The following is a 24,220-nucleotide window of genomic DNA, read 5'->3' on the forward strand; positions in this document are numbered from 1 at the left end:
TACCTGATTTGCATTACATAACAACCAGTAAAGTTACCTTTTATAAGTTCTAATTCATTGTGGACAGGACCAAATGTTTAATGCGATTTCTTTATACATTGTCCCTCTTTCGGTTATTGTGTCAGCTTTAAACTCTTGGCATTCCTTGAAGACTATATTAGGATTGTCAGCTAAAAATCTTGTTAATTCAGGGTTGTTTTGATAGAACCCCGGACATAAGGTTTGGCAAAGGATATTCTCTCCACTGTAGACAGTCTGTTTTGCTGAGTATAAATTATCACTTAAAGATCTATTTCTTGAACGAGGCAATAATATTAAGCCGCCGATGAGGTTTCGTTTAATGTTATATTCAGCATCTGAGGCGAAACCTAATGCTGTTGAAGGCATTACAGTGTTATCAACTACACTGCGGAGAATATGCTCTATATCGAATGTTTTCATTCCTTTGTCACGCTGCATGTAAGTATCAAACCCAACTTTATTTGTAATGTTAAGTTGATTCTCAATATGAGAGGCGATGCGAGCTAACATATAGAGCATATCTGACCTAGATTTGTTTTCATAGGTCATTTCTGGGATTTTATCCAACAAGATATAGTGTTTGTTCCATTCGCTTTGAATATAATTTAGCAAAGCAGGGTAGTCTTTACCTCTAACTTCTTTTGCTAAATTAAAGGCAATGTCTTTTAAGTTGTCATAAGTGTTTGCCTTTTTTGTAACAATTCGACTTGTTAATATGAGGTCAATGTATTTTGATATTAATTGTATTTTCTTTTTGCGGATGTCTCTGGTATCAGTCAACTCAACAGAAGATAGTATTATCATCGTTTGGAAATTGAACTTTCTGATGCCATTATAGAAGACATCAGGGTAGTCTTGGGTTAATTTCTTCTCTGCATTCGCGAGCATAAGACACAACTCAGCATATTCTGGTATGTCTTTTTTTGCAAAGTTATAAAAATCATCTGAGTTGTTTAGCCCAATTTCATGAGTTTTATCTTCGAACCACCGATGATAAGCATCATTAATTTTATCGAAATCTCCAGCTTCATCGCCTTTATTTTTTCCTCTAATGGTATTTGCCCATTTAGCACGCAATAAGTTTCTTATAAATAAAGAATCACCTTCAGGATCGTTATCTCTCAATCTCGACATCGTTTTAACCCATTCCTGGTGGCATTCTTGGCTATCCTCAGGGTCCGTTATTCTAGATAAAATATAACCCTTGAGAAGTTCAATTGCACCGAGTCTCAACCCTCGGTCATTCATAGTTACAAACACTCTATGTGCCTCGGATTCACTTGATACAGAAATGTCAATAAGTAGAACCTTTTCCATGAGATAGTCAATGAAGAAAGATATTTTATCTTTAATTGTAGGATCTAAAGCATCCTCAATTGATTTCATCGCTTCAATTATTCTTCGATCGCTATCATTAAGTCTTGGGATGCTATCTACATCATCCAATGCTTCAGGAAGGCTTTTTTGATCGTTAGTATACTTGGTAAATATCTCTTTACGAACTTCAGAAAATTCAATATTAAAATCACGCTCTCCATAAGAAACACTACCAATAAAATTCTCTAAGGCCAATGTGTCTTGAATACCATTGTCTTTGATATATCTTTCAAAAAAGACAAGCATGATAAACATAGAAGTTATACGTTGTTGTCCATCTATTAAAGGACGTTTGCCATTAGTTTCAATTGCGGTGATAATTGAGCCCAGAAAATAAGGCGCATAAGATGAAACATCGCGCCGACCATGAGCAGGATCATAAGCTAGCATAAAGGCGTTTTGTATATCGTTTAACATTTCAAGAAAATGTCTACTTTCCCATTTATAATCTCTTTGAAAATAAGGTAGGGAATATTTACTTTGAAAGCAGGTTTTAAGGCTTAGAGTCGAAGGTGTTATGTACGCCATTAGTATGTCCTTTTTGGTATTATTTGATATGAAAGCATTTTGAAACCAGTGAGCCAGCCTTGCATTATACTGCATCAAACTGCATTCAATTTCCATGTGATAGAATCAAGAATTGATACATATGGGGAGGGCTGTCGAATGGGTCATACATGTGCATAAAAAAAGACTTCTTAAGAGGGCAGGCGAGGCGGGGATAGCACTGCGCGCGAGACGTGGTGACAGGATTTATTTTGCGCGTCTGTGCACGTCGTGGTGACGCGCTGATGGGGGCGGTCAATAAATGAGGTGTTGACGCGGTTGCGTCGCGTGTGCGGGGTCTGGATTGCTCTGAGGGTGTGCCGCCCGGGGGCGGCATTTAGGCGGGGTTTATTCTGTATCGATGCTGTAATCCTTAAAGCGGATCACCTCCATTCCTAACCAATCGTTTATCTCTTTGAAACGCTCCTGCAGCGGCGTCAGCTCGTTACGCACAAACACCAGCGCCACCTTCTCAATATCCCCCATCGAGCCGATGTTTTCAGGCTTGCCGCCCATGAGCTGAAACGGTACGCGGTGCGCATCGAGCAGGTCGGCGGCGCTGACCTTTTTGATGTTGAAAAAATCATCCTTCGTGGCGACTTCACTCAGCGGCACAATCTTGATGCCATCCGGTTTCCCGTTCGGGGTATAGAAAAACAGGTTTTTGAAATTCCCGAGTCCTTTCGAGTCACGCATAGCGGAGCGCAGTGCCTCGACGTCGGTGCTGCTCTGCGCCGCGTCCGTGACGTACATGATGTAGCCTGCGTGCGCACCGTTCTGGTAATACTTGCGACGAAACAGCGTGGCGGATTCATTCAGCCAGGCGGAGTTTAGCGCGCTCAGGTATTCCGGCATCCCGTAGAGCTCCTGATTGATATCAGGCTCAAGCAGATGAAACACCGAGCCGGGGGGCGAACTGATGCGGGTGGTTAAAGCTCGACACGTACCAGTATCAGCAACAGCCTGTAGCTCACCAAGCGCACCCTCATCAAAGAGGAAAACGGCGCGCTACATGACTATGCCCCTGAGCCGCCGCTGCCGGAGCCCGTCACCCGGCCAAAAGAGCTTTATATCAATGGCGAACTGGTGAGCAAAAGGGATGAATGAATTTAAGCCTGTTGACGACAGGCTCAATGGTCTTATTGCTGCCCTGTCACCGACAGCACGCCGGAAGCTGGTCGGTGACATTGCAAAGGAGCTGCGCAAGTCGCAACAGCAACGGATTAAACAGCAAAAAGCCCCTGACCGGCTCACCATATCAAGCGCGAAAGCGTCAGCTTCTCAGTGCTAAGACCGGACGAATTAAACGGGCGATGCTTCAAAAATTGTGCACGAGCCGATACTTAAAAGCCAGTGGCCGCAATGATGCTGCTGTAGTCGAGTTTTCCAACAAGGTGCAGCGTATCGCAAGGATACATCAGTTTGGATTGAAGGACAGGCCAAATCCTCATGCTGAGTATATGCTTTATTCTGAGCGACATTTGCTTGGATACAGCTTTTCTGTTGACAAACTTATCGAAGAATTTGTTGCCGAACGTTTGATTGCAGCATGTTGAACACATGTCCTATCCTTTGTGAGATGCATTAAAATGTTTCAGGGAACAAATAATACCATTGGGAATAGTATCTTTGGTAATTATGAATTTAACTGAAATGAGTTGTTCAAAGTTCTGTTCAGAGCAGTAAAAGATCGTGTCGGCGACATATTTGTCTTAAGTTGAAAATTATTATTCAAAGTATTTAGAAAGCCAATACCCGATACCAGAGGCAGACCTAGAACTATGGAGTACAGACTGATATGTCAGTTTTTATGTTAAATATCAATGTTTTGTGGTTTTCTTGTGCTCTTTTAGGCATCCTTTGTCGCTATAGGCACATTTTTGTTGATCTTTTTATTATGATTGAGGATTATAGCTTTGTTAAAAAAGGAGATTTTATGTCGAATGCATCGTTAGTTGCTACCTTAGGTTTCATACAAGAAACGATCAAAAGGATGGCTGCGAATTCATTATTTATCAAAGGTTGGTGTATATCCCTTTCAGGTATTGTAGTTGTATTGGGAAAAAAAGAATATGAGAGTGATTATTTGGCACAGATTTTTCTAGGTTTGATCGTCTTCAGTTTCTTTTTTAGTCTCTTAGACGCTTATTACTTAAACCAAGAAAGAATATTTAGGAATGAATATAATAGGAAGATAAGTGAATTAACTGATGTGGATGAAAAAAATAACTTAACAATAATATCAGTCAACCAAGAAAGAATTGGTTTCTTTAAAGCTTATTTCTCAGTTAGTGTATTTCCCTTTTATGCGCTTGTTATTGGTGTTGGATATTTTATTGCGAGAGGGTGTTTGTAATGCTAAATTGTTATGAAATAGATGCTGATAAATTGAATATCACTGCTGAGAGTAAGCTTGAATATGATACAGGGGAAATAGGTCTTAGATTAAAAGATATAATTAAAGTTCAGGCAGTGAAGGGGGGCGAGATTGCTATAGTTGAGCATAAAGAATTGCTCGATGAGTGGTTTCCTGATACTGGATGCCATATTTTCATCTCTCATAGTCATAAAGATAAAGGGCTTGCTATTGCCATAGCTAACAAGCTTTTTAAAAAATATGGTATTAGATCTTTCATTGATTCTGAATTCTGGGGTTTTGTCGATAAGGCTATATATGAAATAAATTCTGATCATAGCCGGAGCACTGGTAATGAGAAGTACCTAGACTATGATAAATGTATGAGGGTAGCTAGCAATTTTTATCTAATTCTCTCTAACGCTCTTACTGATGGGATATATCATAGCGATAGTTTTTGGTTCGTAAACAGTGGTAATGCTTTTGATGCAGTAAATGAATCATCTGAAGGGACTTATTCACCATGGTTGTATACGGAATTAAACTATACAAAAACAGTGGCCTTGTCCCCACATCCTAAAAGACCTGCTCTGATTTTGGAAAGTGCAGGTTTAGAGTCAAATGATAATAATGGTTGGATTATTAAATCTGCTAGTAGGAATTTTTCAGTGAGATTCTCACCTGAAAAATCACACTTAACGAAAGTTAGTAGTGAATCAATTGAAAACGTTCTTTATGATCCAAAAGGATTTGCTCAGGCTAATGATGAACAAATATTCAATAACCTAGATCGAATTTATACAATATTTAATTAATGCTCACATTATTGTGAGGAGTGGTTGATGGGCAATTACGAAACAGTCCATGAACTTAAAACCCCGCAACCGCGGGGCTTCTTGTTGTGCACTGAAAACCCCCAGCTAGGCTGGGTGTTCCGGAAAGCTTTCAGCGTTAAGTCAGTTATAAAAACCCCTTTTGATTTGTTAAAACAACTTGCGGTCTGGCAACTGCAAGAGAGAAACAAGAAATCAAAAGGGGGTCCCAATGGGGGACGAGAAGAGCTTAGCGCACACCCGATGGAACTGTAAATATCACATAGTCTTTGCACCGAAGTACCGCAGACAGGCGTTCTACGGAGAGAAACGTCGAGCAATAGGCGCGATTTTAAGAAAGCTATTTGAGTGGAAAAACGTGAATATTCTGGAAGCAGAATGCTGTGTAGATCACATCCATATGCTTCTGGAGATCCCACCGAAGATGAGTGTGTCGGGCTTCATGGGGTATTTGAAAGGTAAAAGTAGCCTGATGCTTTATGAGCAGTTTGGGGATTTGAAATTCAAATACAGAAACAGGGAGTTCTGGTGCCGTGGGTACTACGTCGATACGGTGGGTAAAAATACGGCGAAAATACAAGACTACATAAAGCACCAGCTGGAAGAGGATAAAATGGGAGAACAGTTAGCGATCCCGTATCCGGGCAGCCCGTTTACGGGCCGTAAGTAATCCATAGATGCAAATGTCAGATTGCGATGCGCCTGTTAGGGCGCGGCTGGTAACAGAGCCTTACAGGCGCATTTGAAAAACCTCCGGCTATGCCGGAGGATACTTATTTTCGATGTGGCCAATATGTGGACATGACATGAAATAAATCCTTTTATTTCATGTTGTTAGCTTTTTTAGAAAGCCCCAGAGGAAGCCTTTTTTGATCCTGTTGACAACATGCGGTCATTTAGTTGTATAGTACAACTAAATGACGGAGAACAACAATGCACATCGAAACCCCTATAGTCAGTGACATCCGCAGCGCCTCACGTCTGATGGTGCGAGAGCTTGGATTTATGGCCTCGACGCTGGCCTCAACGAATTATTCCCCTTCCGCCGTCCATACTCTGGTCGAAATTGGGTTGCGTAAAGAGATGACGGCCGGACAGCTAGTCCAGCTGCTGGGGCTGGAAAAATCAAGCGTCAGCCGAATGCTGGCTCGTCTGATAGCCGCTGGTGAACTGGAGGAGTTCGCTTCACCGGAAGACGCCAGGGCAAAATGTCTCCGGCTGACCGCAAAAGGGCATGCGACCGTCCAGCAAATCAACGCTTACGGTAGCGAGCGGGTGATTTCAGCAATACGGTCGCTGACTCCTGAGCAACAGCAGGCCATTGCCCGGGGGTTATCGCTTTATGCCGGTGCGCTGCTGTCGTGCCGCGAAAATCCTGCGGATAAATTCTCAGATGAGCTGGAGATTGTTGAGGGCTATCTGCCCGGTATGATAGGCCGCATCGCGGAGATGCACGGGACTTTCTACGCCCGCGAACACCAGTTCGGCAGCTTCTTTGAAGCCAAAGTCGCTTCGGGGCTGGCTGAGTTCAGCGGACGTCTTACTAATCCCCGTAACCGAATCTGGCTGGCGCTCATTCAGGGCAGGATTGTTGGCTCCGTAGCCATTGATGGTGAAGATCTTGAGCAGGGAGAAGCCCATCTGCGATGGTTTATTCTTGACGATGGATGCCGTGGACATGGGGCGGGCAAAAGGCTGCTGACGGAAGCGATGAATTTTTGCGACAGCATGGGTTTTTCCGCGGTACATCTCTGGACGTTTAATAAGCTTACGGCCGCCAGACGTCTCTACGAATCCTTTGGCTTTCAGCTTGCCAGTGAGTGGGAGGGCGAGCAGTGGGGAAGCCTGATTACCGAACAGCAGTTTACCCGCCTTAACGGCTCATTACCGGAATGAAAAAAGGCTCCTGCTGGAGCCTTTCTTTCAGAACACTTTCTTATACGGGCGAACCGTGACGTTCTCATACACGCCGGCCGCGACGTACGGGTCTGCTTCTGCCCATGCCTGTGCGGCTTCGAGAGACTCAAACTCGGCAATCACCGTTGAGCCGGTAAAACCCGCTGCACCAGGATCGTTGCTGTCGACGGCAGGCATCGGGCCCGCGGTCAGTAACCGGCCTTCATCCTGCAACAGCTGTAAGCGCGCCAGATGGGCAGGGCGAACGGAAAGACGTTTTTCCAGAGAATCAGATACATCTTCAGCGTAAATCACGTAAAGCACGGCAAAGCTCCTTAACCGGTAAAAGTGTCATTTACGTTATGTGAAAGCACAAATGTCTGCAATGCAAAGATAATAACAATGTTAAAACCCTGATCTGGATGCCCCTTTTTTGTCCTCTTGTACGCTTAAATTGCGCCAGGACAAAGTGTCTTATTGAATATGATTGCTATTTGCATTTAAAATCGGAGTTCGGTTTTTTAACGTTGATGATTATGACTTCGATGACCCTTGATTTACCTCGCCGCTTTCCATGGCCGACGCTGCTTTCCGTCGTTATTCACGGTGCTGTCGTGGCGGGTCTGCTCTATACCTCGGTTCATCAGGTTATTGAAATGCCGGCGCCCGCGCAGCCAATTTCGGTGACCATGGTCTCGCCTGCGGATCTTGAACCGCCACAGGTTGCGCCTCCGCCACCACAGCCCGTTGCTGAGCCGGAGCCAGAGCCTGAGCCCGTTCCGGAGCCGCCGAAAGAAGCGCCGGTGGTCATCCATAAGCCAGAGCCAAAACCGAAGCCAAAGCCAAAACCAAAACCGAAACCGGTCAAAAAGGTGGAGGAGCGCCCTAAACGTGAAGTGCGTCCGGTAGAGCCGCGCGCCACGCAGCCGGTTGAAAATACCGCACCTTCGCGTCCGCTGATGAATAACACCGCGACCGCGGCCAAACCAGCGGTAACAGCGCCTGCGGGGCCGCGCGCGCTGAGCCGTAACCAGCCGCAGTATCCGGCTCGCGCTCAGGCATTACGTATTGAAGGGCGAGTACGGGTGAAATTTGACGTTACGGCAGACGGACGCGTGGATAACGTGCAGATCCTGTCCGCGCAGCCATCCAATATGTTTGAACGTGAAGTTAAATCGGCCATGCGCAAGTGGCGCTATGAAGCCGGTAAGCCAGGCAACGGGCTGATTGTGAACATTGTCTTCCGCCTGAACGGCGGGGCCCAGATGGAATAACAGCAATAAAAAAAGCCTCGAGTGAGGCTTTTTTTACGTCTGAGGATCAGTTCTGGGGTAGCGGACGGGGTTTTCCGTCGTTATCCACCGCCACATAGATAAACAGCGCTTCAGTCGCCTTGTAGCGCTGGCCAATCGGTTCAGAAGAGACTTTCTTCACCCATACCTCAATGTTGACAGAGATGGACGTGTTGCCGCGCTTAACGCAGCGCGCGTAGCAGCAAACGACGTCGCCCACCGCTACGGGCCGCAGGAAGGTCATACCGTCAACCCGGACCGTCACCACCCGCCCGTGAGCAATCTCTTTTGCAAGGATTGCACCGCCCATATCCATTTGCGACATCAACCAGCCGCCAAAAATATCGCCATTGGCATTCGTATCCGCAGGCATTGCCAGTGTGCGTAAAACCAGTTCGCCCTGAGGGGCGCTATTTGTTGTCATTGTTTTTTAACTCATAACTGAAGACTTCAGGCGGGATGCTACTATGATTTCTGGCTGGAGAGAATAGGGGATAGCGCCCGCAGAGCAGGCGCCTGAGGGTCAGAAGGACATGGTTACGCCCGCGTAATACGCGCGGCCCGGTTCGTTATAGGTCGACGCACCCTCATTTTCACGATAAATCTGCTTATCAAAGAGGTTACTGATTCCCGCATTAAGGCGCAGGTTTTTTGTCAGCTGATAATTACCGCCGATCCCTACGATGGAATACGCGCCGATTTCCCGGTCTGACATCGCGCCTTCCTCTTTACGGATTTCCGCATTTTCCCGAGGCTTCTGGCGACCGTACATGGTCCAGGTAACGTTTGCCGAGAGTTTGCTGTTTACTTCCCAGTCGAGCATGGTGTTGACCGTATATTCAGGGATAATCGACAATGGGTTGCCGGTATCTTTGCTTTCAGACTGAATCATATACGTGGCGTTGGTGCGCCAGGTGAGCGTGTCGCGGATTACCGGCACGCTAAGGTTACCTTCCAGCCCCTCAACGACGGCCTTACCACCATTCTCCCACTGAAGGATGTTCACACCGCTGCTGGTCTGCCCCAGCACGTCCGTTCCCGAGACGATCTTGTTTTTATAATCGTTTCGGAACCAGGTAATGCCGGCTTCGTAGCCTTCCAGCGCGAAGGCGAGGCCGATTTCCTTGTTCACGCTGATTTCAGGATCCAAATCCGGGTTGCCCAGCAGGTAGCAGCTTCCTTCGGAAACGTTATTCGGGCAGCCATTACCGCGGGTGGAAAGCAGATAGCCCTCGCTGGACTGATAGAGGTTTGGCGCTTTAAATACCCGTGCGATACCCGCTTTGACCTTGAACATGTCGCCGAGATCCTGAGAGAGGTTGAGGCTTGGGCTCCAGTTACTGCCAAACTGATTATGGTAATCAAAACGGATGCCGGGGATCAGGCTGGTGCCCGGACGCGCTTCAATATTGTCCTCAAGATAGATACCGGTCAGGTCGGCGCTGTTTTTGCTGTTACGCTCGGAGGCCGTGCCGGAAACGCCGTTAATCACCTCTCCCGACACGTTAGTTGCCTGCATCGACGCCGGGTCGTTCAGTTCATCACGGTTCCACTCTGCGCCAACGGTCAGGGTCTGATCGACCAGCCAGAAGAAGGGAATATTCAGCTCACCGGTGGAGCGGTATGACTCCAGACGGCTGGTGTCATATTTATCGCTATTGATCATCCCCTCCACTTTACCCGTGGAGCCTTCGCCCAGCCGGGTATTATTGGTCTTCTCGTAATAGACACCGAATTTTGACTGGCCCCAGTCCCAGATGCCGTTGTGGGTAATACCGTATGACTGACGGTACATGCGGTTAGTTTCGTGCCCATAAAGGGACGATACCAGCCCGTTGGGGCTGACGTTGCCGTTGCTGTACTGCGTATCCCCAGCGTAAATATTGCCCTGGCGGCTGTAGCTGTAATCGAAATCGATTATCTGCTGCGGTGTGAGCTTCCAGGAGAGCAGGGCATTAATGTCTTTATTACGTACGCCTTCGCGTCCGGCGGCCCAGGAGCCATTTTGTGCGGTATTGATGTCCTGCGCATCCGCGTCGGTTTTGTTGATATTCCCGTACAGGCGCATCGTCAACGCGTCGCCCGCGAGCGGGCCGCTCAGGTCAAAGTTAGCGCGTTTGGTCGCCCCCTCTTTATCATTTTCAGGCTGGTTGGTGAACAGGGAGAGCGAGCCGTGCCAGTCGTTGGTTGGGCGTTTGGTAATGATGTTGACGACGCCACCGGCGGCACCCGAACCGTAGCGGGCCGCAGCAGGCCCACGGAGCACTTCAATGCGCTCGACCATCTCTGGCGGAACCCAGTTAGTGTCACCGCGGGTGTCGCGCTCGCCGCGCCAGCTGTAGCGCACCGAGTTGCGGGAGGTTACCGGAACACCGTCAATCAGGATCAGGGTGTTCTCTGGCCCCATGCCGCGAATGTCGATCTGGCGATTGTTGCCGCGGCTGCCCGTCGCGCTGTTTCCGGTGAGATTAACCCCGGGCATTTTGCGAATAATTTCCGAAAGATCGTTAACCGGTGGATCCTTTTCAATGTCTTTTGCGGTGATGACAGAAACCCCCGGCTGCTGCTTGAGTGCTTCCTCTGCGGTGGCCTGAACCACCATGGTTTCACCATCGGCGAGAAGATCGTCTGCTGCGTGCGCGCTCTGGCTGAGTGCGGAAAGCATGGCCAGCGTCAGTGACGCGGGGGCAAATCTTATTGTTTTATTCATCAACTCATTTCCATTTGTTAAAATGCGATGACGAATATTAATGATAGTGATTCTCATTACAATGAAGTGAGAGCAATCTCCATAAAATCTTCATGATTCGGACATTTTTGCAGAAAGCGTGATGAGAATAGGGAAGGAAAAAGAGAAGGGCCAGACCGCGAGGCGATCTGGCCATCTGATTACTGCTTATCGTCCTGCGGCATGTGGCGGTAGATATAAACCCCGCTCAGCAGAGTGAAGATCAGCGTCAGGGCCGTAAGCCCGAAGACTTTAAAGTTGACCCAGATATTTTGCGGCAGCCAGAAGGCGATGTAGATGTTGGCCAGGCCACAGAGAATAAAGAATAGCGCCCAGGCGATGTTCAGACGAGACCACACCTCCTGCGGTAGCGTCAGCTCTTTGCCCAGCATGCGCTGAATCAGGGGTTTTTTCATTACCCACTGGCTGATGAGCAGTGCGCCAGCAAAAAGCCCGTAAATCACCGTCACCTTCCATTTGATAAATTCATCGTTATGGAAGAACAGCGTCAGGCCACCAAACACCGCCACCATCAGGAAGGTGATGAGCGCCATCTTTTCAACTTTGCGATAGCGTACCCAGCTGTAAATCAGCACTACAGCCGTTGCTACAATCAGGGCCAGCGTCCCGGCGTAAATGTCGTAGAGCTTATAAAACGCGAAAAAAACGATCAGCGGTAAAAAATCTAGAAACTGCTTCATTCTGCGATCCCGGTTACTGACGAATTAACATATACAGGCGGAACAAATAGACCAGCAGCACGGCTGAAATCAGGTTGCTCAGCGTATTGGCGACAACCGCACCGACGTTGGGCGTTAATACCGCAAAGTTCGGCGCAAACAGCAATAACAGCGTTTTGGCAAGCAGCCAGCTGATAACGGCCGGGGCGACCAGACGCATGTTCGCCCACGCGAGCTTAATGCTGCTGCGCATCGCCGTGAAGATCCCCATTTTGTCCTGCACAACCATAACCGGCGCGAATGAAAGCACAATCGCCAGCAGGACGCCCGGTACGACAACCAGCATGATCCCCATCTGCACCAGGAGCGTGGTCAGGAAGATCAGGATAAACAGCTTCGGCAGCACGGGTGCGCTGGCACCGATGGCACGCAACGCGCTAACGCGGTGTCCGGCCGAAACGAGCTGGATCATCAGCAGCACGCCACCTGCCAGAATCGCATTCCCAATTAACCCGGAGAACGTCGATGCCGCGGAGGCGCGCAGCAGGATTTGCTGTTGCTCTGGCGTCATATTCTGCACAAGGTCAAACAAGCCTGCGCTGCCTGCAAGATGATCCCCCTGGCTCAGCGTAGCAATCTGTTCTTCACTGGGTGAGAACGCATGACCCAGAACCACCGTAATAAAGGCGCACAACAGCGCGATCAGTAAAAACGTAACGAACTGATTGCGGAAAAAATTTCCCGTGTCACGGTAGACAGACTTCGCCGTGATAGACATGCACTCTCCTTGAGTATTGCAGGTGTTAATTAGCCGGCAATTGTACACCGGATATCACGCGGGTGGCAGCCTCAAGGCTTGTATGGAAAAGCATATCTTTGTAAAGCAGCGATAATCCCGTCTTGCCGGGCTATATCAAGGCAGGCGCTAACATGATGTTGGTAAAAATTAATCTGGATCAATAAATGTTAAGTTACTGGTTTTAATGTGATCTGTGTTAGATCACTTATTACTTATTTGTAGGTATATTCTCCATCGCTATTAAAACCACAACGATGGAGCGGATATGAAAAAAGTAGCGGTGGCAGCCCTTGTATTAAGCAGTCTCTCTGGTGGCGCGTACGCGCATGAAGCGGGTGAATTCTTTATCCGTGCCGGCTCGGCAACGGTTCGTCCAACGGAAGGTTCAGACAGCGTACTGGGAATGGGCGGTTTTAACGTCAGCAACAATACTCAGTTAGGCTTAACGTTCACCTATATGGCAACGGATAACGTTGGCGTCGAGCTGTTGGCCGCAACGCCATTCCGTCACCGCGTCGGTTTAGGACCGACCGGAGACATTGCCACGGTGCATCATTTACCGCCAACGCTGATGGCGCAGTGGTACTTCGGTGACTCCAGCAGCAAGGTGCGTCCGTATATTGGTGCCGGTGTGAACTATACGACCTTCTTCGACGAGAAATTTAACGATACCGGGAAAGCGGCCGGGTTGACCGATCTTAGCCTGAAGGACTCCTGGGGCGTGGCGGGGCAGGTGGGGCTGGATTACCTCATCAACCGCGACTGGCTAATCAACGCCTCCGTCTGGTACATGGATATTGATACCGACGTGCGTTTCAAAGCAGGCGGGGAGCAGCAGAGTATCAGCACCCGTCTGGATCCGTGGGTGTTTATGTTCTCTGCGGGATATCGTTTCTGATCGTTCAAAAAACTGGCCGCACGGCGGCCAGTCATACCGGCTTAAAAAGAAGGGTAAACAGGGCGTTCATCAAGCTTTGCGCAATACCTGAGCCTCGATTCGCCATCATACAGGTAGCTGAACGTATCGCGTGAGATGGAGTGGAACAGAATATCGCCGTTCGCAAAGGGAATAATTTCAGTATCGCCGGATCGCTTATGACCCGCGCCGGTTTCAAAATTCCCGGACCATTTTTCCTGCGTGTGGTCATAAACGTGCAGGATGATTTCTACCGGCCCTCTTTCTGGACAATTTAGCCGCAAAACCGTTGACGAAAAATTTAAAGATAACGCGTGAAAAGAGATAAAAAAGAGCAACAATCCAGAAAATCTTACCAACATCAATCCATCAAAACCTTATTCAACCAGGCTTAAGATTTTACTTAAGTAAAAATTTTTCCTGTTGCCATGGATCAATAAGAGTTAACTTTCAACAACCTGTCGTTTCATCACGCCCATAGGTTTGGACCGTAAGACGATATATCCCTGCAAGGGGGATAATTGCTGTATGGTGGTTATTCCATACACCTGGCTGGAGGGGATATCCCCAACATCAAATTTGAGTGTCCGGTTTGTGCAGGTAAACAGTTTTACTTTACCACCTTTAGTGCAGCACACAACCAACCTCACGGTGCGCTTTGTTCAGCTTGCGGAACACGACTCACCATACATTCATGCCTCCCAAAGCTTGAAAGGCGGCGGTGGCCAAAGCCAGTAAGCTAAAAAAAGGCCTCCAGGAGGCCTTTTTAGATCGGAATATTACTTCTGAATTAAATACCGTATGGTTGGCCCATCCTGCTGGATATCCAGCACCGTGTAGCCGTGGTTTTTGGCATCAAGCGGAATAGAGTTGATGGACTGCGGGCAGTCGCTCACGACCTCCAGAATTTCTCCTTTGTTTAACTGTGGCAGGGCTTCAAGCGTGGCGACGGCGGGATAAGGGCAGGGTTCACCTACCATATCGAGGCGATAGTCCGGAACGATCTCTTTCATGCTGCATTCTCCCGAGTTTTCGTTGTAGCTGAGGCGCGGCGGAAGAAGCGCTTCTCCTGCGCGATAACCAGTAAGAAGGCGATTAACAGCAGGCCGTACGTTACCAGCAGTCCGCCGAGCGGGCCAAAGGCGTTCAGCAGGTTGACCTTATCCCAGTTCGTTGCAAGCACCGGAGAAACGTCATCCCAGCAGTACGCCAGAATGGTTGAGCCAATTACGTTACCCAGACCTACCCACCAGTAGTGTACCTGGCCTTCCACGGCGCGGTACATCCAGCCGGTCTCACATCCGCCTGCCAGCACGATGCCAAAACCAAACAGCAGGCCGCCAATGACGGCATTCGGGCCCGCCCACATGATTTTCGGCTCGACGCCGAGCTGCACGTAGCTAAAGATGCCGATAGCGCTGACCGCCATACCGGCGACGATCGCCTTCGCCATCATCGTGCGCCCGGTGATCCACATATCGCGAAACGCGGACGTAAAGCAGATCTGCGCGCGTTCAATCAGCAGACCAAACCCAACGCCGAACAGCATCGCCAGGCCGAGCTTGGGCTGATTCATCGCAGTGCAAATCGCCCAGGCAATCATGGCGAAAAAGACCAGCATACCGAGACGGAAGCGGCGCCGCGCCTGGTCAGGCTTCTGCGTTAACGGCGAGGCCGCGCTGACTTTGGTCATTTTTACCGGAATGCGGAACAGCGGCAGCAGGGTGAATTTTGCACCAAAGTAAGAGCCGATGGCGGTGGCAACGGCAAAGAACCAGGCATGCAGCGAAAACTGCGGTATACCGGTGAAGAACGCGGCAAGGTTACAGCCCATTGCCAGGCGCGCGCCAAAGCCGGCAATGATACCGCCGACCACCGCCTGCATGATGCGAATGCGGCTTTTTGGCATCCGCAGCTTAACGTTGTTCGCCCACAGCGCGGCGGCAAAACAGCCGCCGAACATACCGACGATCATCATTCCGTCAATACGGGTCAGCGGTGTGCCTTCCAGATGTATGAGTTTAAAGTAGCCCCACTCTTCGGCGTGTACGCCTGCCAGCTGAAGGAGCTGTCCGCCCCAGCGGGTAAATTCGCCCGTGACGGCCCAGAAGGTGCCGGTAATACCGAAATAATAAGTGGAGAGAATGCCTGCCGCGATGACGGCCGGAACAGGTGACCAGAACTTAACCAGGTAAGTCTGTTTGAAGTAATGCCATGACATGAATAACCTCTGAACTCAGAAGGATAACGCTAAAAAGAGCCCAGATCATACGCTTACGTAAAAGTTTGAAAAGCTATTCACGCCGAAAATATCGACGCGATCAATTTTGACCCGACACGCTGAAGGCCGTATCGGAAAGAAGACCGCCCGGCAGCGAGGCCAGACGGTCAGGACGGTCAGGCGCTGCGAGTTGCCGCTTTCATGGCAGTGACGAACGCTTTCAGCTCAGCCAGCATCTGCGCGGGCTTATCAACGTTTTTCTCGATGATTTTCACGATAGCCGAACCGGAAATCGCGCCAGCCGCCTTCGCCTCAATCGCTGCGGTAACCTGGTCCGGGGAGGAGATCCCGAAGCCCTGAAGCGGCGGCGCAGCGTGATATTCCGCCAGCTTTTCCACCAGATGGTGCAGCGGCAGCGCGGCTTTGTTCTCCGCGCCGGTAACGCCCGCACGGGAGAGCAGGTAGGTATAGCCTCGTCCGTACGAGGCAATCTGGCGCAGCAGTGCGTCATCGGCGTTCGGCGGGCAGATGAAGATTGGCGCGACGTTGTGGCGCATCGCCGCCTGGCGGAACGGCGCAGATTCCTCCACCGGCACGTCAGCGACCAGCACGGAGTCAACGCCAACGCGGGCGCACTCGGCGTAAAACTCGTCAATACCGCGGCTGAAGACCAGGTTAGCGTACATCAGCAGGCCGATCGGAATGGTCGGATGCTTCTGTCGAACTGCCGCCAGCATCTCGAAGCACTGGGTCGGCGTAACGCCCGCGGCAAAGGCGCGCAGGGTGGCGTTCTGGATGGTCGGGCCATCCGCCAGCGGATCCGAGAACGGGATCCCCAGTTCAAGAGCGTCGGCACCGGCTTCAATCAGGGTGTCGATGATTTTCAGCGACTGCTCCGGACCGGGGTCGCCCAGCGTAACGAAGGGAACGAACGCGCCTTCCTGGCGGGCTTTCAGCTGTGCAAATGCGTTGTCGTAGCGTTCCATCAAATTTCCCCTCGTGCTTTCAGAATATCGTGAACGGTAAAGATATCTTTATCCCCGCGACCGGAAAGGTTAACCACCAATAGCTGCTCTTTCTCCGGGTCCGCTTTCATCATTTTCAGCGCGTGTGCAAGCGCATGTGAGGACTCCAGCGCGGGGATAATCCCTTCATTGCGGCACAGCGTTTTAAAGGCTTCCAGCGCTTCATCATCGGTTATAGAGACGTAATCCGCGCGGCCGGTGCTGTTGAGGAACGCGTGCTGCGGCCCAACGGACGGGAAATCCAGCCCGGCAGAAATCGAGTAAGACTCTTCAATCTGCCCTTCGTCGGTCTGCATCATCGGGGCCTTCATGCCGAAGTAGATCCCCACGCGACCGTGCTTCAGCGGCGCGCCGTGCTCGCCGGTTTCGATCCCGTGACCGGCTGGCTCTACGCCAATCAGCCCAACGCTGGTCTCGTCGATAAAATCGGCAAACATGCCGATGGCGTTAGATCCACCGCCAACGCAGGCGATCACCGCATCCGGCAGGCGACCCTCTTTCTCGAGGATCTGCGCTTTGGTCTCTTCGCCGATCATGCGCTGAAACTCGCGAACGATGGTCGGGAACGGATGCGGACCCGCCGCCGTGCCGAGCATGTAGTGCGCGGTTTCGTAGCTGCCGGACCAGTCGCGCAGCGCTTCGTTGCAGGCATCTTTCAGCGTGGCGGAACCGCTGTGCACCGGGATCACTTCCGCGCCCATCAGACGCATGCGGAACACGTTTGGAGACTGACGCTCAACGTCCTTTGCCCCCATATAGATGCGGCATTTCAGGCCGAGCAGGGCGCTGGCGAGCGCCGAGGCCACGCCGTGCTGGCCCGCACCGGTTTCGGCGATGATTTCGGTTTTGCCCATGCGCTTCGCGAGCAGCGCCTGGCCCAGCACCTGGTTAGTTTTGTGCGCCCCGCCGTGCAGCAGGTCTTCGCGCTTGAGGTACAGCGTCGTCCGCGTGCCTTCGGTCAGGTTACGGCATTTGGTCAGCGCCGTCGGGCGACCGGCGTAGTTTTTCAGCAGGTCGGTAAATTCAGCCTGAAACGCCGGATCTTTCTGCGCGCTTACGAAGGCTTCTTCCAGCTGGCGCAGGGCGGGCATCAGGATCTGCGGGACGTACATCCCACCGAATTCACCGAAATACGGGTTAAGTAATGTCGTCATCTTCTCTTCCTTAATATGCGCGCAGAGTTTTAAATACCGAGGCCAGCTTGCTGGCATCTTTTATACCCGGCTGGCTCTCTACGCCTGAATTGAAATCGAGGCCTGCGCAGCCGGTTTTAGCCGCTTCCACGCAGTTATCGGGGCTTAATCCACCTGCCAGCAGAACGTTGTCCAGCGCTTCGCCACGCAGCAGTGACCAGTCGAAACGCTGTCCGGTACCGCCCTGGCCGTTATCAAGCACGTATTTATCCACCTGGTTCAGGTTACGTGCGGGCAGCGTGGCTTCGACGCGTTGTGCTTTCCAGATTTGAATCTGAGGCGCGAGAACGGCTCGAAGCGCATCGATATACGCCTGGTCTTCATCGCCGTGAAGCTGAACCGCGCTCAGTTTTAGCGCTTCCGCTTTCGCCGCAACGTCGTTGATGTCCGCATTGCGGAACACGCCCACATAGCTGAGCGGGGCCGCCGCGATGACCTTACGCGCCTGTTCCTCACTGACAGCCCGCGGGGAGGAATCAACAAAGATCAGACCGCCGTAGATGGCGCCCGCTTCATACGCGGCCAGGGCATCCTGTTCACGGGTTAAGCCGCAGACTTTGTTTTCGCCCAACAGCACGCGGCGCACGGCCGCATTCAGATCGTCGTGTTCCATCATTGCGGAGCCGATCAGGAAGCCGTTAGCAAAATGGCTGAGCTCGCGCACCTGAGCGTAGCTGTTAATGCCGGACTCGCTGATCACCGTTACGCCCGCGCCGAGGCGCGGTGCAAGCTCACGCGTGCGGTTAAGGTCAATCGAGAGATCGCGCAGATCGCGGTTGTTAATGCCCACCACTTTGGCCTCCAGAGCGATGGCGCGCTCCAGTTCCTCCTCGTTGCTTACTTCGGTCAGCACGCCCATATTCAGGCTGTGCGCGACGGCGGCGAGCTGGCGATACTGTTCGTCATCAAGCACGGACAGCATCAGCAGGCAGGCATCGGCCTGGTAGAAGCGCGCCAGCAAGATCTGGTACGGGTCGATAATAAAGTCTTTGCACAGAATCGGCTGCGGCGCGATGCCGCTGACGACGGGCAGAAAATCAAAGCTGCCCTGGAAATATTTCTCATCCGTCAGCACGGAGATGGCGGACGCATGATGTTTGTAGATACCGGCAATACGCGCCGGGTCGAAATCGTCACGGATTACGCCCTTAGACGGAGACGCTTTTTTACACTCCAGAATGAACGCGGTGCGTGCGCCCTGGAGGGCATCATAGAAACGACGGCTGCTCGGAACGACGTCATTCTGGAAACCGGCCAGCGGCTGCTGCTGCTTGCGTGCTTCCACCCAGATGGCCTTATCGGCGACGATTTTCGCTAAAACGGTCTGCATTATTTACCCTCTTGCCGCAAGTGCGGTAACGCGATCGTAAGCTGCACCGGAGCGCAGTACGTCCAGAACTTTTTGGGCGTTGGCTTTCAGATCTTCCTCGCCATGTAAACGCATCAGCATGGCAACGTTGGCAGCCACGGCGGCCTCGTGGGCGGCCTCACCTTTACCTTGTAATAAGCGCGTGAGAATGTCACGGTTTTCTTCAGGAGTACCGCCAGCAAGCGCCTCCTGACGGTATGGCGTTAAGCCAAAATCAGAAGCATCAAGCTGGTAGTTCAGCACTTCGCCGTTGTTCAGTTCGGCTACCAGCGTTGGCGCGTGCAGCGAAACTTCATCCATTCCGCCGCTGTGAACCACGGCGGCACGTTTGTAACCCAGCACGCGCAGGGTCTCGGCAATGGGCAGCACCAGTTCCGGGCTGTAAACGCCAATCAGCGCCAGCGGCGGGTGCGCCGGATTAATGAGTGGGCCGAGCACGTTGAACAGCGTGCGGGTCTTAAGCTGCTGGCGAACCGGCATCGCGTGGCGGAAACCGGTGTGATACTTCGGCGCAAACAGGAAACAGACGCCCAGGTCATCCAGCGCTTCGCGTGAACGTTCGGCATTCATGTCCAGATTGATGCCGAACGCGGCCAGCAGATCGGACGATCCGGAACGGCTGGACACGCTGCGGTTACCGTGTTTCGCCACCTTCAGACCACAGGCCGCGGCCACAAAGGCGCTGGCGGTCGAAATATTAATGCTGTTGCTGCCGTCGCCACCGGTACCGACGATGTCGGCAAACTGATAGTCCGGGCGCGGGAACGGGGCCGCATTTTCCAGCAGGGCCGTTGCAGCCCCGGCAATCTCCTGCGGGCTTTCGCCGCGCACCTTCATGCTCACCAGCGCGGCGGCCAGCTGTTCAGGCTTCAGCTCGCCGCGCACCACGGCAGAGAAAAGCTGGTGGCTTTCCTGCTGGCTCAGGGTCTGGGCCTGATACAGTTTTTCCAGAATCGGCTGCAGGGTGTTGGTCTGTTCCAGCTTCTGCAACGCCCAGTCGAGCGTTTGCTCCAGCAGGCGCGCCCCGCCGGAGGTCAAAATTGATTCCGGGTGGAACTGCATTCCGCAGACGCGGTCCGCGTCGTGACGTACCGCCATTACCATTCCTTCAAACGAGGCGTTGATGGTCAGCCCGGCTGGAATGTTGCTGCCGACAAGCGAGTGGTAACGCGCTACCGGAAGCGGGTTCGGCAGCCCGGCAAACATCGCCTGGCCGTCATGTTCTATGCTGGACGCTTTACCATGCAGGATCTCGCCAGCCTGACCTACGTAGCCGCCGTAGGCTTCCACAATCGCCTGGTGGCCGAGACAGATACCGATAATCGGCAGCTTGCCGCGCATGCGGGTTAACAGCTCTGGCATACAGCCCGCTTCGCTCGGCGCGCCTGGCCCGGGAGAGAGCATCAGCACCGGGTTTTGCATGGTCGCCAGCCGGTCAATCAGCGTCTGGGCCGGAACGTGGTTGCGATAGATAACGACGTTGTGACCATTCGCACGCAGCTGATCTGCCAGGTTATAGGTAAAAGAGTCGATATTATCGAGCAGCAGAATGTCAGCCATCAGAAAATCTCCTGTGCATGGTGTGCGGTAGCGATGGCGCGCAGTACCGCGCGAGCCTTACTGCGGGTTTCGTCAGCCTCAGACTGCGGGACAGAATCAAGCACAATCCCGGCACCGGCCTGAACGGTGGCAACGCCGTCCTCAACGTAGGCGGAGCGGATCACGATGCAGGTATCCAGGTCGCCGTGTGCGGTGAAGTAGCCTACGGCGCCGCCGTAGCTGCCGCGACGGCGGCCCTCTGCTTCGGCGATAAGCTGCATCGCGCGAACTTTTGGCGCACCGCTCAGGGTGCCCATGTTCATGCAGGCGCGGTAGGCATGCAGCACGTCGAGGTCGCTGCGCAGTTCGCCCACCACGCGGGATACCAGGTGCATCACGAAGGAGTAGCGGTCGACTTTGGTCAGGTCCGCCACGTAGCGGGTGCCCGGAGTGCAGATACGCGCCAGGTCGTTACGCGCCAGGTCGACCAGCATCAGGTGCTCGGACAGCTCTTTATGGTCGGTACGCATTTCCAGCTCAATGCGGCTGTCGAGATCGCGATCCAGCGAGCCATCGGCGCGACGGCCGCGTGGACGGGTTCCCGCGATCGGGTAGATCTCAATCTGGCGGCTGGTGGCGTCGTACTTCAGCGAGCTTTCCGGTGAGGCGCCAAACAGGGTGAAATCGTTGTCCTGCATAAAGAACATGTACGGGCTTGGGTTGCTCTTTTTCAGCACGTCGTAGGCGGCCAGCGGCGACGGGCAGGGCAGAGAGAAGCGGCGGGAAGGCACCACCTGGAAAATCTCCCCGGCGCGAATCGCCTTCTGCATCTGGCGAACCACGGCGCCGTACTGGTCGTCAGTCTGGTTTACCTCGCAGATCATCTGTTCAATACGCTGTACCGGCAGCGCGGGCGGGGCCTCCGTCATCTGCTGTTGCAGTTGGGCGATGCGCTGTTCAAGGCGGCTTTTCTCAGACGCTGACGGCGTGAACAGGCTGGCCTGGATGCGGGTATATTTTTTCTGATGGTCGATTACCAGCAGGGTTTCAGCCAGATAGAAGCAGTAGTCCGGGCAGCGGTTGCCCTGCTCGGTTTCCGGCAACGCTTCAAAGCCGGCAACCAGGTCGTAAGCAAACAGCCCGCCGAAGAACATGGCTTCGCGCTCATCTTCCGGCACGGTGACCAGATTTTGCAGCAGGCGGAAGGCATCGAAAACGGACAGCGAGCAGAGGCGGGCATCTTCATCCAGCAGCTGGCTGACCGGCGGGAAATGGAGAATACGCATTTCCGGGTGATGCTCATTTTCAATGCCCGACGGCAGAGCCGCATCCAGCAGCGGCAGCAGCGACGCGCCGTTATCGGAAAGGGCCTTAACGGTGACAGTGTCACCAAACGCGGTAATGCGCAACGCGCTGTCCACCAGCAGCAGGCTTTTGAGATCGTCCTTGCTGTCGATATCGGCAGACTCCAGCAGCAGCGTCGCTGGGCGCGCACCGCAGACCTGGTGAAACAGCGCGGTCGGGTTGTGGCGATAGGCCGCCTCGCAGGTCAGCAATTCGAGGTGTGGTTTGGCTGTTTGCATGGTGTTGTTCTCATTTTCTGTTCAAAAAAAAGCCCGCTGGGTAGCGGGCTGGGTATCTGTTTGCATTTCGCAGACGCGTGACACTGCCCGATAGTCAGGAAGTGCGCCACCAACCGTGAAGAGTGAATTGTGTGGTCATTTTCAGATACCTTTCTCGTGTGAACTTGCGTACTAGTTAACTAGTTCGATGACGTATTGTCAACCACTGATTTCAGTATTTTTCCGTTAGTCGGTATCATAGGGGCTTCGGATGTCTCCAACCTGTTATGGGAAGTGCTTTGAGCGATACCACCTACGCCATTATTTATGATTTACACAGCCATACTCAGGCCTCTGACGGCCTGCTGACACCCGAAGATCTGGTTCATCGCGCCGTTGAAATGCGCGTCGGCACGCTGGCGATAACCGATCACGACACGACAGACGCCATTCCTGCGGCGCGCGCCGAGATTGCCCGCAGCGGGCTGGCGCTCAATCTGGTGTCCGGCGTAGAGATTTCGACCGTCTGGGAAAACCACGAGATTCACATCGTTGGCCTTAACATCGATCCAGACCATCCGGCTATGCGGACGCTTTTGCAGGAACAAAAAGCGCGCCGCAATCATCGCGCGGAATTGATTGGCGAGCGGCTGGAGAAGGCGCATATTCCCGGTGCGCTGGAGGGTGCGCAAAAGCTGGCGAACGGCGGAGCGGTAACGCGCGGCCACTTTGCCCGTTTCCTGGTTGAGGCGGGGAAAGCAACAACCATGGCGGATGTCTTTAAAAAATATCTGGCGCGCGGGAAAACCGGATACGTTCCACCACAGTGGTGTACAATAAAACAAGCTATTGATGTGATTCATCATTCTGGCGGTAAGGCTGTGCTGGCCCATCCGGGGCGGTATAATCTTTCTGCTAAATGGCTGAAAAGGCTGCTGGCGCACTTTGCCGAATGCGGTGGTGAGGCGATGGAAGTTGCCCAGTGTCAGCAGGCACCCAATGAGCGCTCACAGCTCGCGACCTACGCCCGCCAGTTTGGCCTGCTTGGGTCACAGGGTTCAGATTTTCATCAGCCCTGCGCGTGGATCGAACTGGGGCGCAAGCTCTGGTTGCCCGCCGGCGTTGAGCCGGTCTGGCAGCTCTGGGAGCAGCCGCAGCAAATTGAAGAGAGGGAAGTATGAGTCAGTTTTTCTATATCCATCCGGATAACCCCCAGCCGCGTCTGATTAATCAGGCCGTGGAGATCGTCCGCAAGGGCGGCGTGATTGTCTATCCAACCGATTCTGGCTACGCGCTGGGCTGTAAAATTGAAGATAAAGGGGCGATGGAGCGTATCTGCCGCATTCGTCAGCTGCCGGACGGGCACAACTTTACCCTGATGTGTCGCGATCTCTCCGAGCTGTCGACCTACGCCTACGTCGACAACGTGGCGTTTCGTCTGATCAAAAACAACACGCCAGGTAACTACACCTTTATCCTGAAGGGGACGAAGGAGGTGCCGCGGCGTCTGCTGCAGGAAAAGCGCAAGACCATCGGGATGCGCGTGCCGTCTAACCCGATTGCCCAGGCGCTGCTGGAAACCCTCGGCGAGCCGATGCTCTCCACCTCGCTGATGCTGCCGGGAAGCGAGTTTACCGAATCCGACCCGGAAGAGATCAAAGATCGTCTGGAAAAGGTGGTAGAGCTGATTATTCACGGCGGTTATCTCGGCCAGCAGCCGACCACCGTGGTGGATCTCACCGAAGATGCGCCAGAAGTGATTCGTGAAGGCGCAGGTGACGTTAAGCCTTTCTTGTAAGGGTGTAAGCAGATATACTACGCGGCCATCAAAGCAGGGCGCTGCTCTGTTTTTGACCTGATTCGACGC

Annotated in this window: 23 protein-coding genes, 4 pseudogenes and 1 other annotated feature; of the genes and pseudogenes, 11 read left to right on the forward strand and 16 right to left on the reverse strand. The window is 52.3% G+C overall.

What is annotated here, in order from left to right:
- Nucleotides 1–54 precede the first annotated feature (54 nt).
- Nucleotides 55–1,926, reverse strand: a complete 1,872-nt coding sequence (locus IM304_RS17910; protein ID WP_193355313.1) for a DUF262 domain-containing protein — start codon at nt 1,924–1,926, stop codon at nt 55–57.
- Between the two features lie 366 nt (nt 1,927–2,292).
- A pseudogene (locus tag IM304_RS17915) lies at nt 2,293–2,896 on the reverse strand (phage portal protein); the annotation flags it as partial.
- A gap of 17 nt (nt 2,897–2,913) precedes the next feature.
- On the opposite strand from IM304_RS17915, the pseudogene IM304_RS17920 reads away from it, so the two are divergent.
- The 7 genes and pseudogenes from IM304_RS17920 to IM304_RS17950 all read left to right on the forward strand — a co-directional run.
- Nucleotides 2,914–3,051 (forward strand): annotated as a pseudogene (locus IM304_RS17920) (phage tail protein); the annotation flags it as partial.
- Nucleotides 3,044–3,500 (forward strand): annotated as a pseudogene (locus IM304_RS17925) (phage virion morphogenesis protein). The pseudogenes IM304_RS17920 and IM304_RS17925, both read left to right, overlap by 8 nt.
- 242 nt (nt 3,501–3,742) lie before the next feature.
- Nucleotides 3,743–4,300, forward strand: coding sequence for a hypothetical protein (locus tag IM304_RS17930; protein ID WP_193355312.1), 558 nt, complete (start codon nt 3,743–3,745; stop codon nt 4,298–4,300).
- Complete coding sequence (locus tag IM304_RS17935) at nt 4,300–5,115, forward strand: toll/interleukin-1 receptor domain-containing protein (protein WP_193355311.1); 816 nt, start codon at nt 4,300–4,302, stop codon at nt 5,113–5,115. Before IM304_RS17930 ends, IM304_RS17935 begins: the two co-directional genes overlap by 1 nt.
- A 27-nt stretch (nt 5,116–5,142) precedes the next feature.
- Nucleotides 5,143–5,388 (forward strand): hypothetical protein, encoded by a 246-nt coding sequence (locus IM304_RS17940; RefSeq protein ID WP_193355310.1) that lies wholly within the window; start codon nt 5,143–5,145, stop codon nt 5,386–5,388.
- On the forward strand, nt 5,345–5,803 hold the full coding sequence (gene tnpA / locus IM304_RS17945; protein ID WP_193355309.1) for an IS200/IS605 family transposase: 459 nt from the start codon (nt 5,345–5,347) through the stop codon (nt 5,801–5,803). Before IM304_RS17940 ends, tnpA begins: the two co-directional genes overlap by 44 nt.
- Nucleotides 5,804–6,066: 263 nt before the next feature.
- Nucleotides 6,067–7,029 carry a bifunctional helix-turn-helix transcriptional regulator/GNAT family N-acetyltransferase gene (locus IM304_RS17950; protein ID WP_193355308.1) on the forward strand — a complete coding sequence of 321 codons (963 nt, stop codon included), beginning with the start codon at nt 6,067–6,069 and terminating at the stop codon, nt 7,027–7,029.
- Nucleotides 7,030–7,056: 27 nt separating this feature from the next.
- Here the strand turns inward: IM304_RS17950 and IM304_RS17955 are convergent, their stop codons facing one another.
- Nucleotides 7,057–7,353 carry a YciI family protein gene (locus IM304_RS17955; RefSeq protein ID WP_148419645.1) on the reverse strand — a complete coding sequence of 99 codons (297 nt, stop codon included), beginning with the start codon at nt 7,351–7,353 and terminating at the stop codon, nt 7,057–7,059.
- Between the two features lie 221 nt (nt 7,354–7,574).
- Between IM304_RS17955 and tonB the strand changes: the two genes are divergently transcribed.
- On the forward strand, nt 7,575–8,303 hold the full coding sequence (gene tonB / locus IM304_RS17960) for a TonB system transport protein TonB (protein ID WP_176678699.1): 729 nt from the start codon (nt 7,575–7,577) through the stop codon (nt 8,301–8,303).
- Nucleotides 8,304–8,349: 46 nt separating this feature from the next.
- Here tonB and yciA read toward each other — a convergent pair whose 3' ends face one another.
- From yciA to IM304_RS22345, 5 genes and pseudogenes are all read right to left on the reverse strand, one after another.
- A complete protein-coding gene (yciA, locus tag IM304_RS17965) occupies nt 8,350–8,745 on the reverse strand; it encodes an acyl-CoA thioester hydrolase YciA (protein ID WP_148419647.1) in 396 nt (131 codons plus the stop codon).
- A gap of 99 nt (nt 8,746–8,844) precedes the next feature.
- On the reverse strand, nt 8,845–11,031 hold the full coding sequence (locus tag IM304_RS17970) for a TonB-dependent siderophore receptor (protein ID WP_193355307.1): 2,187 nt from the start codon (nt 11,029–11,031) through the stop codon (nt 8,845–8,847).
- Nucleotides 11,032–11,210: 179 nt separating this feature from the next.
- Nucleotides 11,211–11,750, reverse strand: coding sequence for a septation protein A (locus IM304_RS17975; RefSeq protein WP_148419649.1), 540 nt, complete (start codon nt 11,748–11,750; stop codon nt 11,211–11,213).
- A gap of 13 nt (nt 11,751–11,763) precedes the next feature.
- Nucleotides 11,764–12,507: a YciC family protein gene (locus IM304_RS17980; protein WP_193355306.1), complete on the reverse strand. Its 744-nt coding sequence runs from the start codon at nt 12,505–12,507 to the stop codon at nt 11,764–11,766.
- A gap of 25 nt (nt 12,508–12,532) precedes the next feature.
- Nucleotides 12,533–12,625, reverse strand: a pseudogene (locus IM304_RS22345) (YkgJ family cysteine cluster protein); the annotation flags it as partial.
- 168 nt (nt 12,626–12,793) lie between these two features.
- Between IM304_RS22345 and ompW the strand changes: the two are divergent.
- Complete coding sequence (ompW, locus tag IM304_RS17985) at nt 12,794–13,426, forward strand: outer membrane protein OmpW (protein ID WP_148419651.1); 633 nt, start codon at nt 12,794–12,796, stop codon at nt 13,424–13,426.
- A gap of 41 nt (nt 13,427–13,467) precedes the next feature.
- Here the strand turns inward: ompW and IM304_RS17990 are convergent, their stop codons facing one another.
- The 8 genes from IM304_RS17990 to IM304_RS18025 all read right to left on the reverse strand — a co-directional run bounded on the left by IM304_RS17990 (nt 13,468) and on the right by IM304_RS18025 (nt 22,374).
- On the reverse strand, nt 13,468–13,806 hold the full coding sequence (locus IM304_RS17990; RefSeq protein WP_148419652.1) for a hypothetical protein: 339 nt from the start codon (nt 13,804–13,806) through the stop codon (nt 13,468–13,470).
- A gap of 417 nt (nt 13,807–14,223) precedes the next feature.
- Complete coding sequence (gene yedF, locus IM304_RS17995) at nt 14,224–14,457, reverse strand: sulfurtransferase-like selenium metabolism protein YedF (RefSeq protein ID WP_148419653.1); 234 nt, start codon at nt 14,455–14,457, stop codon at nt 14,224–14,226.
- Entirely contained in the window at nt 14,454–15,665 is a 1,212-nt protein-coding gene (gene yedE, locus IM304_RS18000; protein ID WP_193355305.1) for a selenium metabolism membrane protein YedE/FdhT, read from the reverse strand. Before yedE ends, yedF begins: the two co-directional genes overlap by 4 nt.
- A 176-nt stretch (nt 15,666–15,841) precedes the next feature.
- Nucleotides 15,842–16,651: a tryptophan synthase subunit alpha gene (gene trpA, locus IM304_RS18005; protein ID WP_176610152.1), complete on the reverse strand. Its 810-nt coding sequence runs from the start codon at nt 16,649–16,651 to the stop codon at nt 15,842–15,844.
- Entirely contained in the window at nt 16,651–17,844 is a 1,194-nt protein-coding gene (trpB, locus tag IM304_RS18010) for a tryptophan synthase subunit beta (protein ID WP_148419656.1), read from the reverse strand. Before trpB ends, trpA begins: the two co-directional genes overlap by 1 nt.
- Nucleotides 17,845–17,854: 10 nt before the next feature.
- Nucleotides 17,855–19,213: a bifunctional indole-3-glycerol-phosphate synthase TrpC/phosphoribosylanthranilate isomerase TrpF gene (gene trpCF / locus IM304_RS18015; RefSeq protein WP_193355304.1), complete on the reverse strand. Its 1,359-nt coding sequence runs from the start codon at nt 19,211–19,213 to the stop codon at nt 17,855–17,857.
- A gap of 3 nt (nt 19,214–19,216) precedes the next feature.
- Nucleotides 19,217–20,812, reverse strand: a complete 1,596-nt coding sequence (gene trpD / locus IM304_RS18020) for a bifunctional anthranilate synthase glutamate amidotransferase component TrpG/anthranilate phosphoribosyltransferase TrpD (RefSeq protein WP_193355303.1) — start codon at nt 20,810–20,812, stop codon at nt 19,217–19,219.
- A complete protein-coding gene (locus IM304_RS18025) occupies nt 20,812–22,374 on the reverse strand; it encodes an anthranilate synthase component 1 (protein ID WP_193355302.1) in 1,563 nt (520 codons plus the stop codon). The genes trpD and IM304_RS18025 overlap by 1 nt, the downstream gene beginning before the upstream one ends.
- A 23-nt stretch (nt 22,375–22,397) precedes the next feature.
- Nucleotides 22,398–22,492 (reverse strand) — a sequence feature (Trp leader region).
- A 148-nt stretch (nt 22,493–22,640) separates the two neighbouring features.
- Between IM304_RS18025 and rnm the strand changes: the two genes are divergently transcribed.
- Nucleotides 22,641–23,534, forward strand: coding sequence for an RNase AM (gene rnm, locus IM304_RS18030; RefSeq protein WP_148419660.1), 894 nt, complete (start codon nt 22,641–22,643; stop codon nt 23,532–23,534).
- Nucleotides 23,531–24,151 (forward strand): L-threonylcarbamoyladenylate synthase, encoded by a 621-nt coding sequence (locus IM304_RS18035; protein ID WP_023335953.1) that lies wholly within the window; start codon nt 23,531–23,533, stop codon nt 24,149–24,151. Before rnm ends, IM304_RS18035 begins: the two co-directional genes overlap by 4 nt.
- Nucleotides 24,152–24,220 lie beyond the last annotated feature (69 nt).

The organism is Enterobacter cloacae complex sp. P40C2 (assembly GCF_014930695.1).
In the GTDB taxonomy this organism is placed as follows: Bacteria; Pseudomonadota; Gammaproteobacteria; order Enterobacterales; family Enterobacteriaceae; genus Enterobacter; species Enterobacter pasteurii.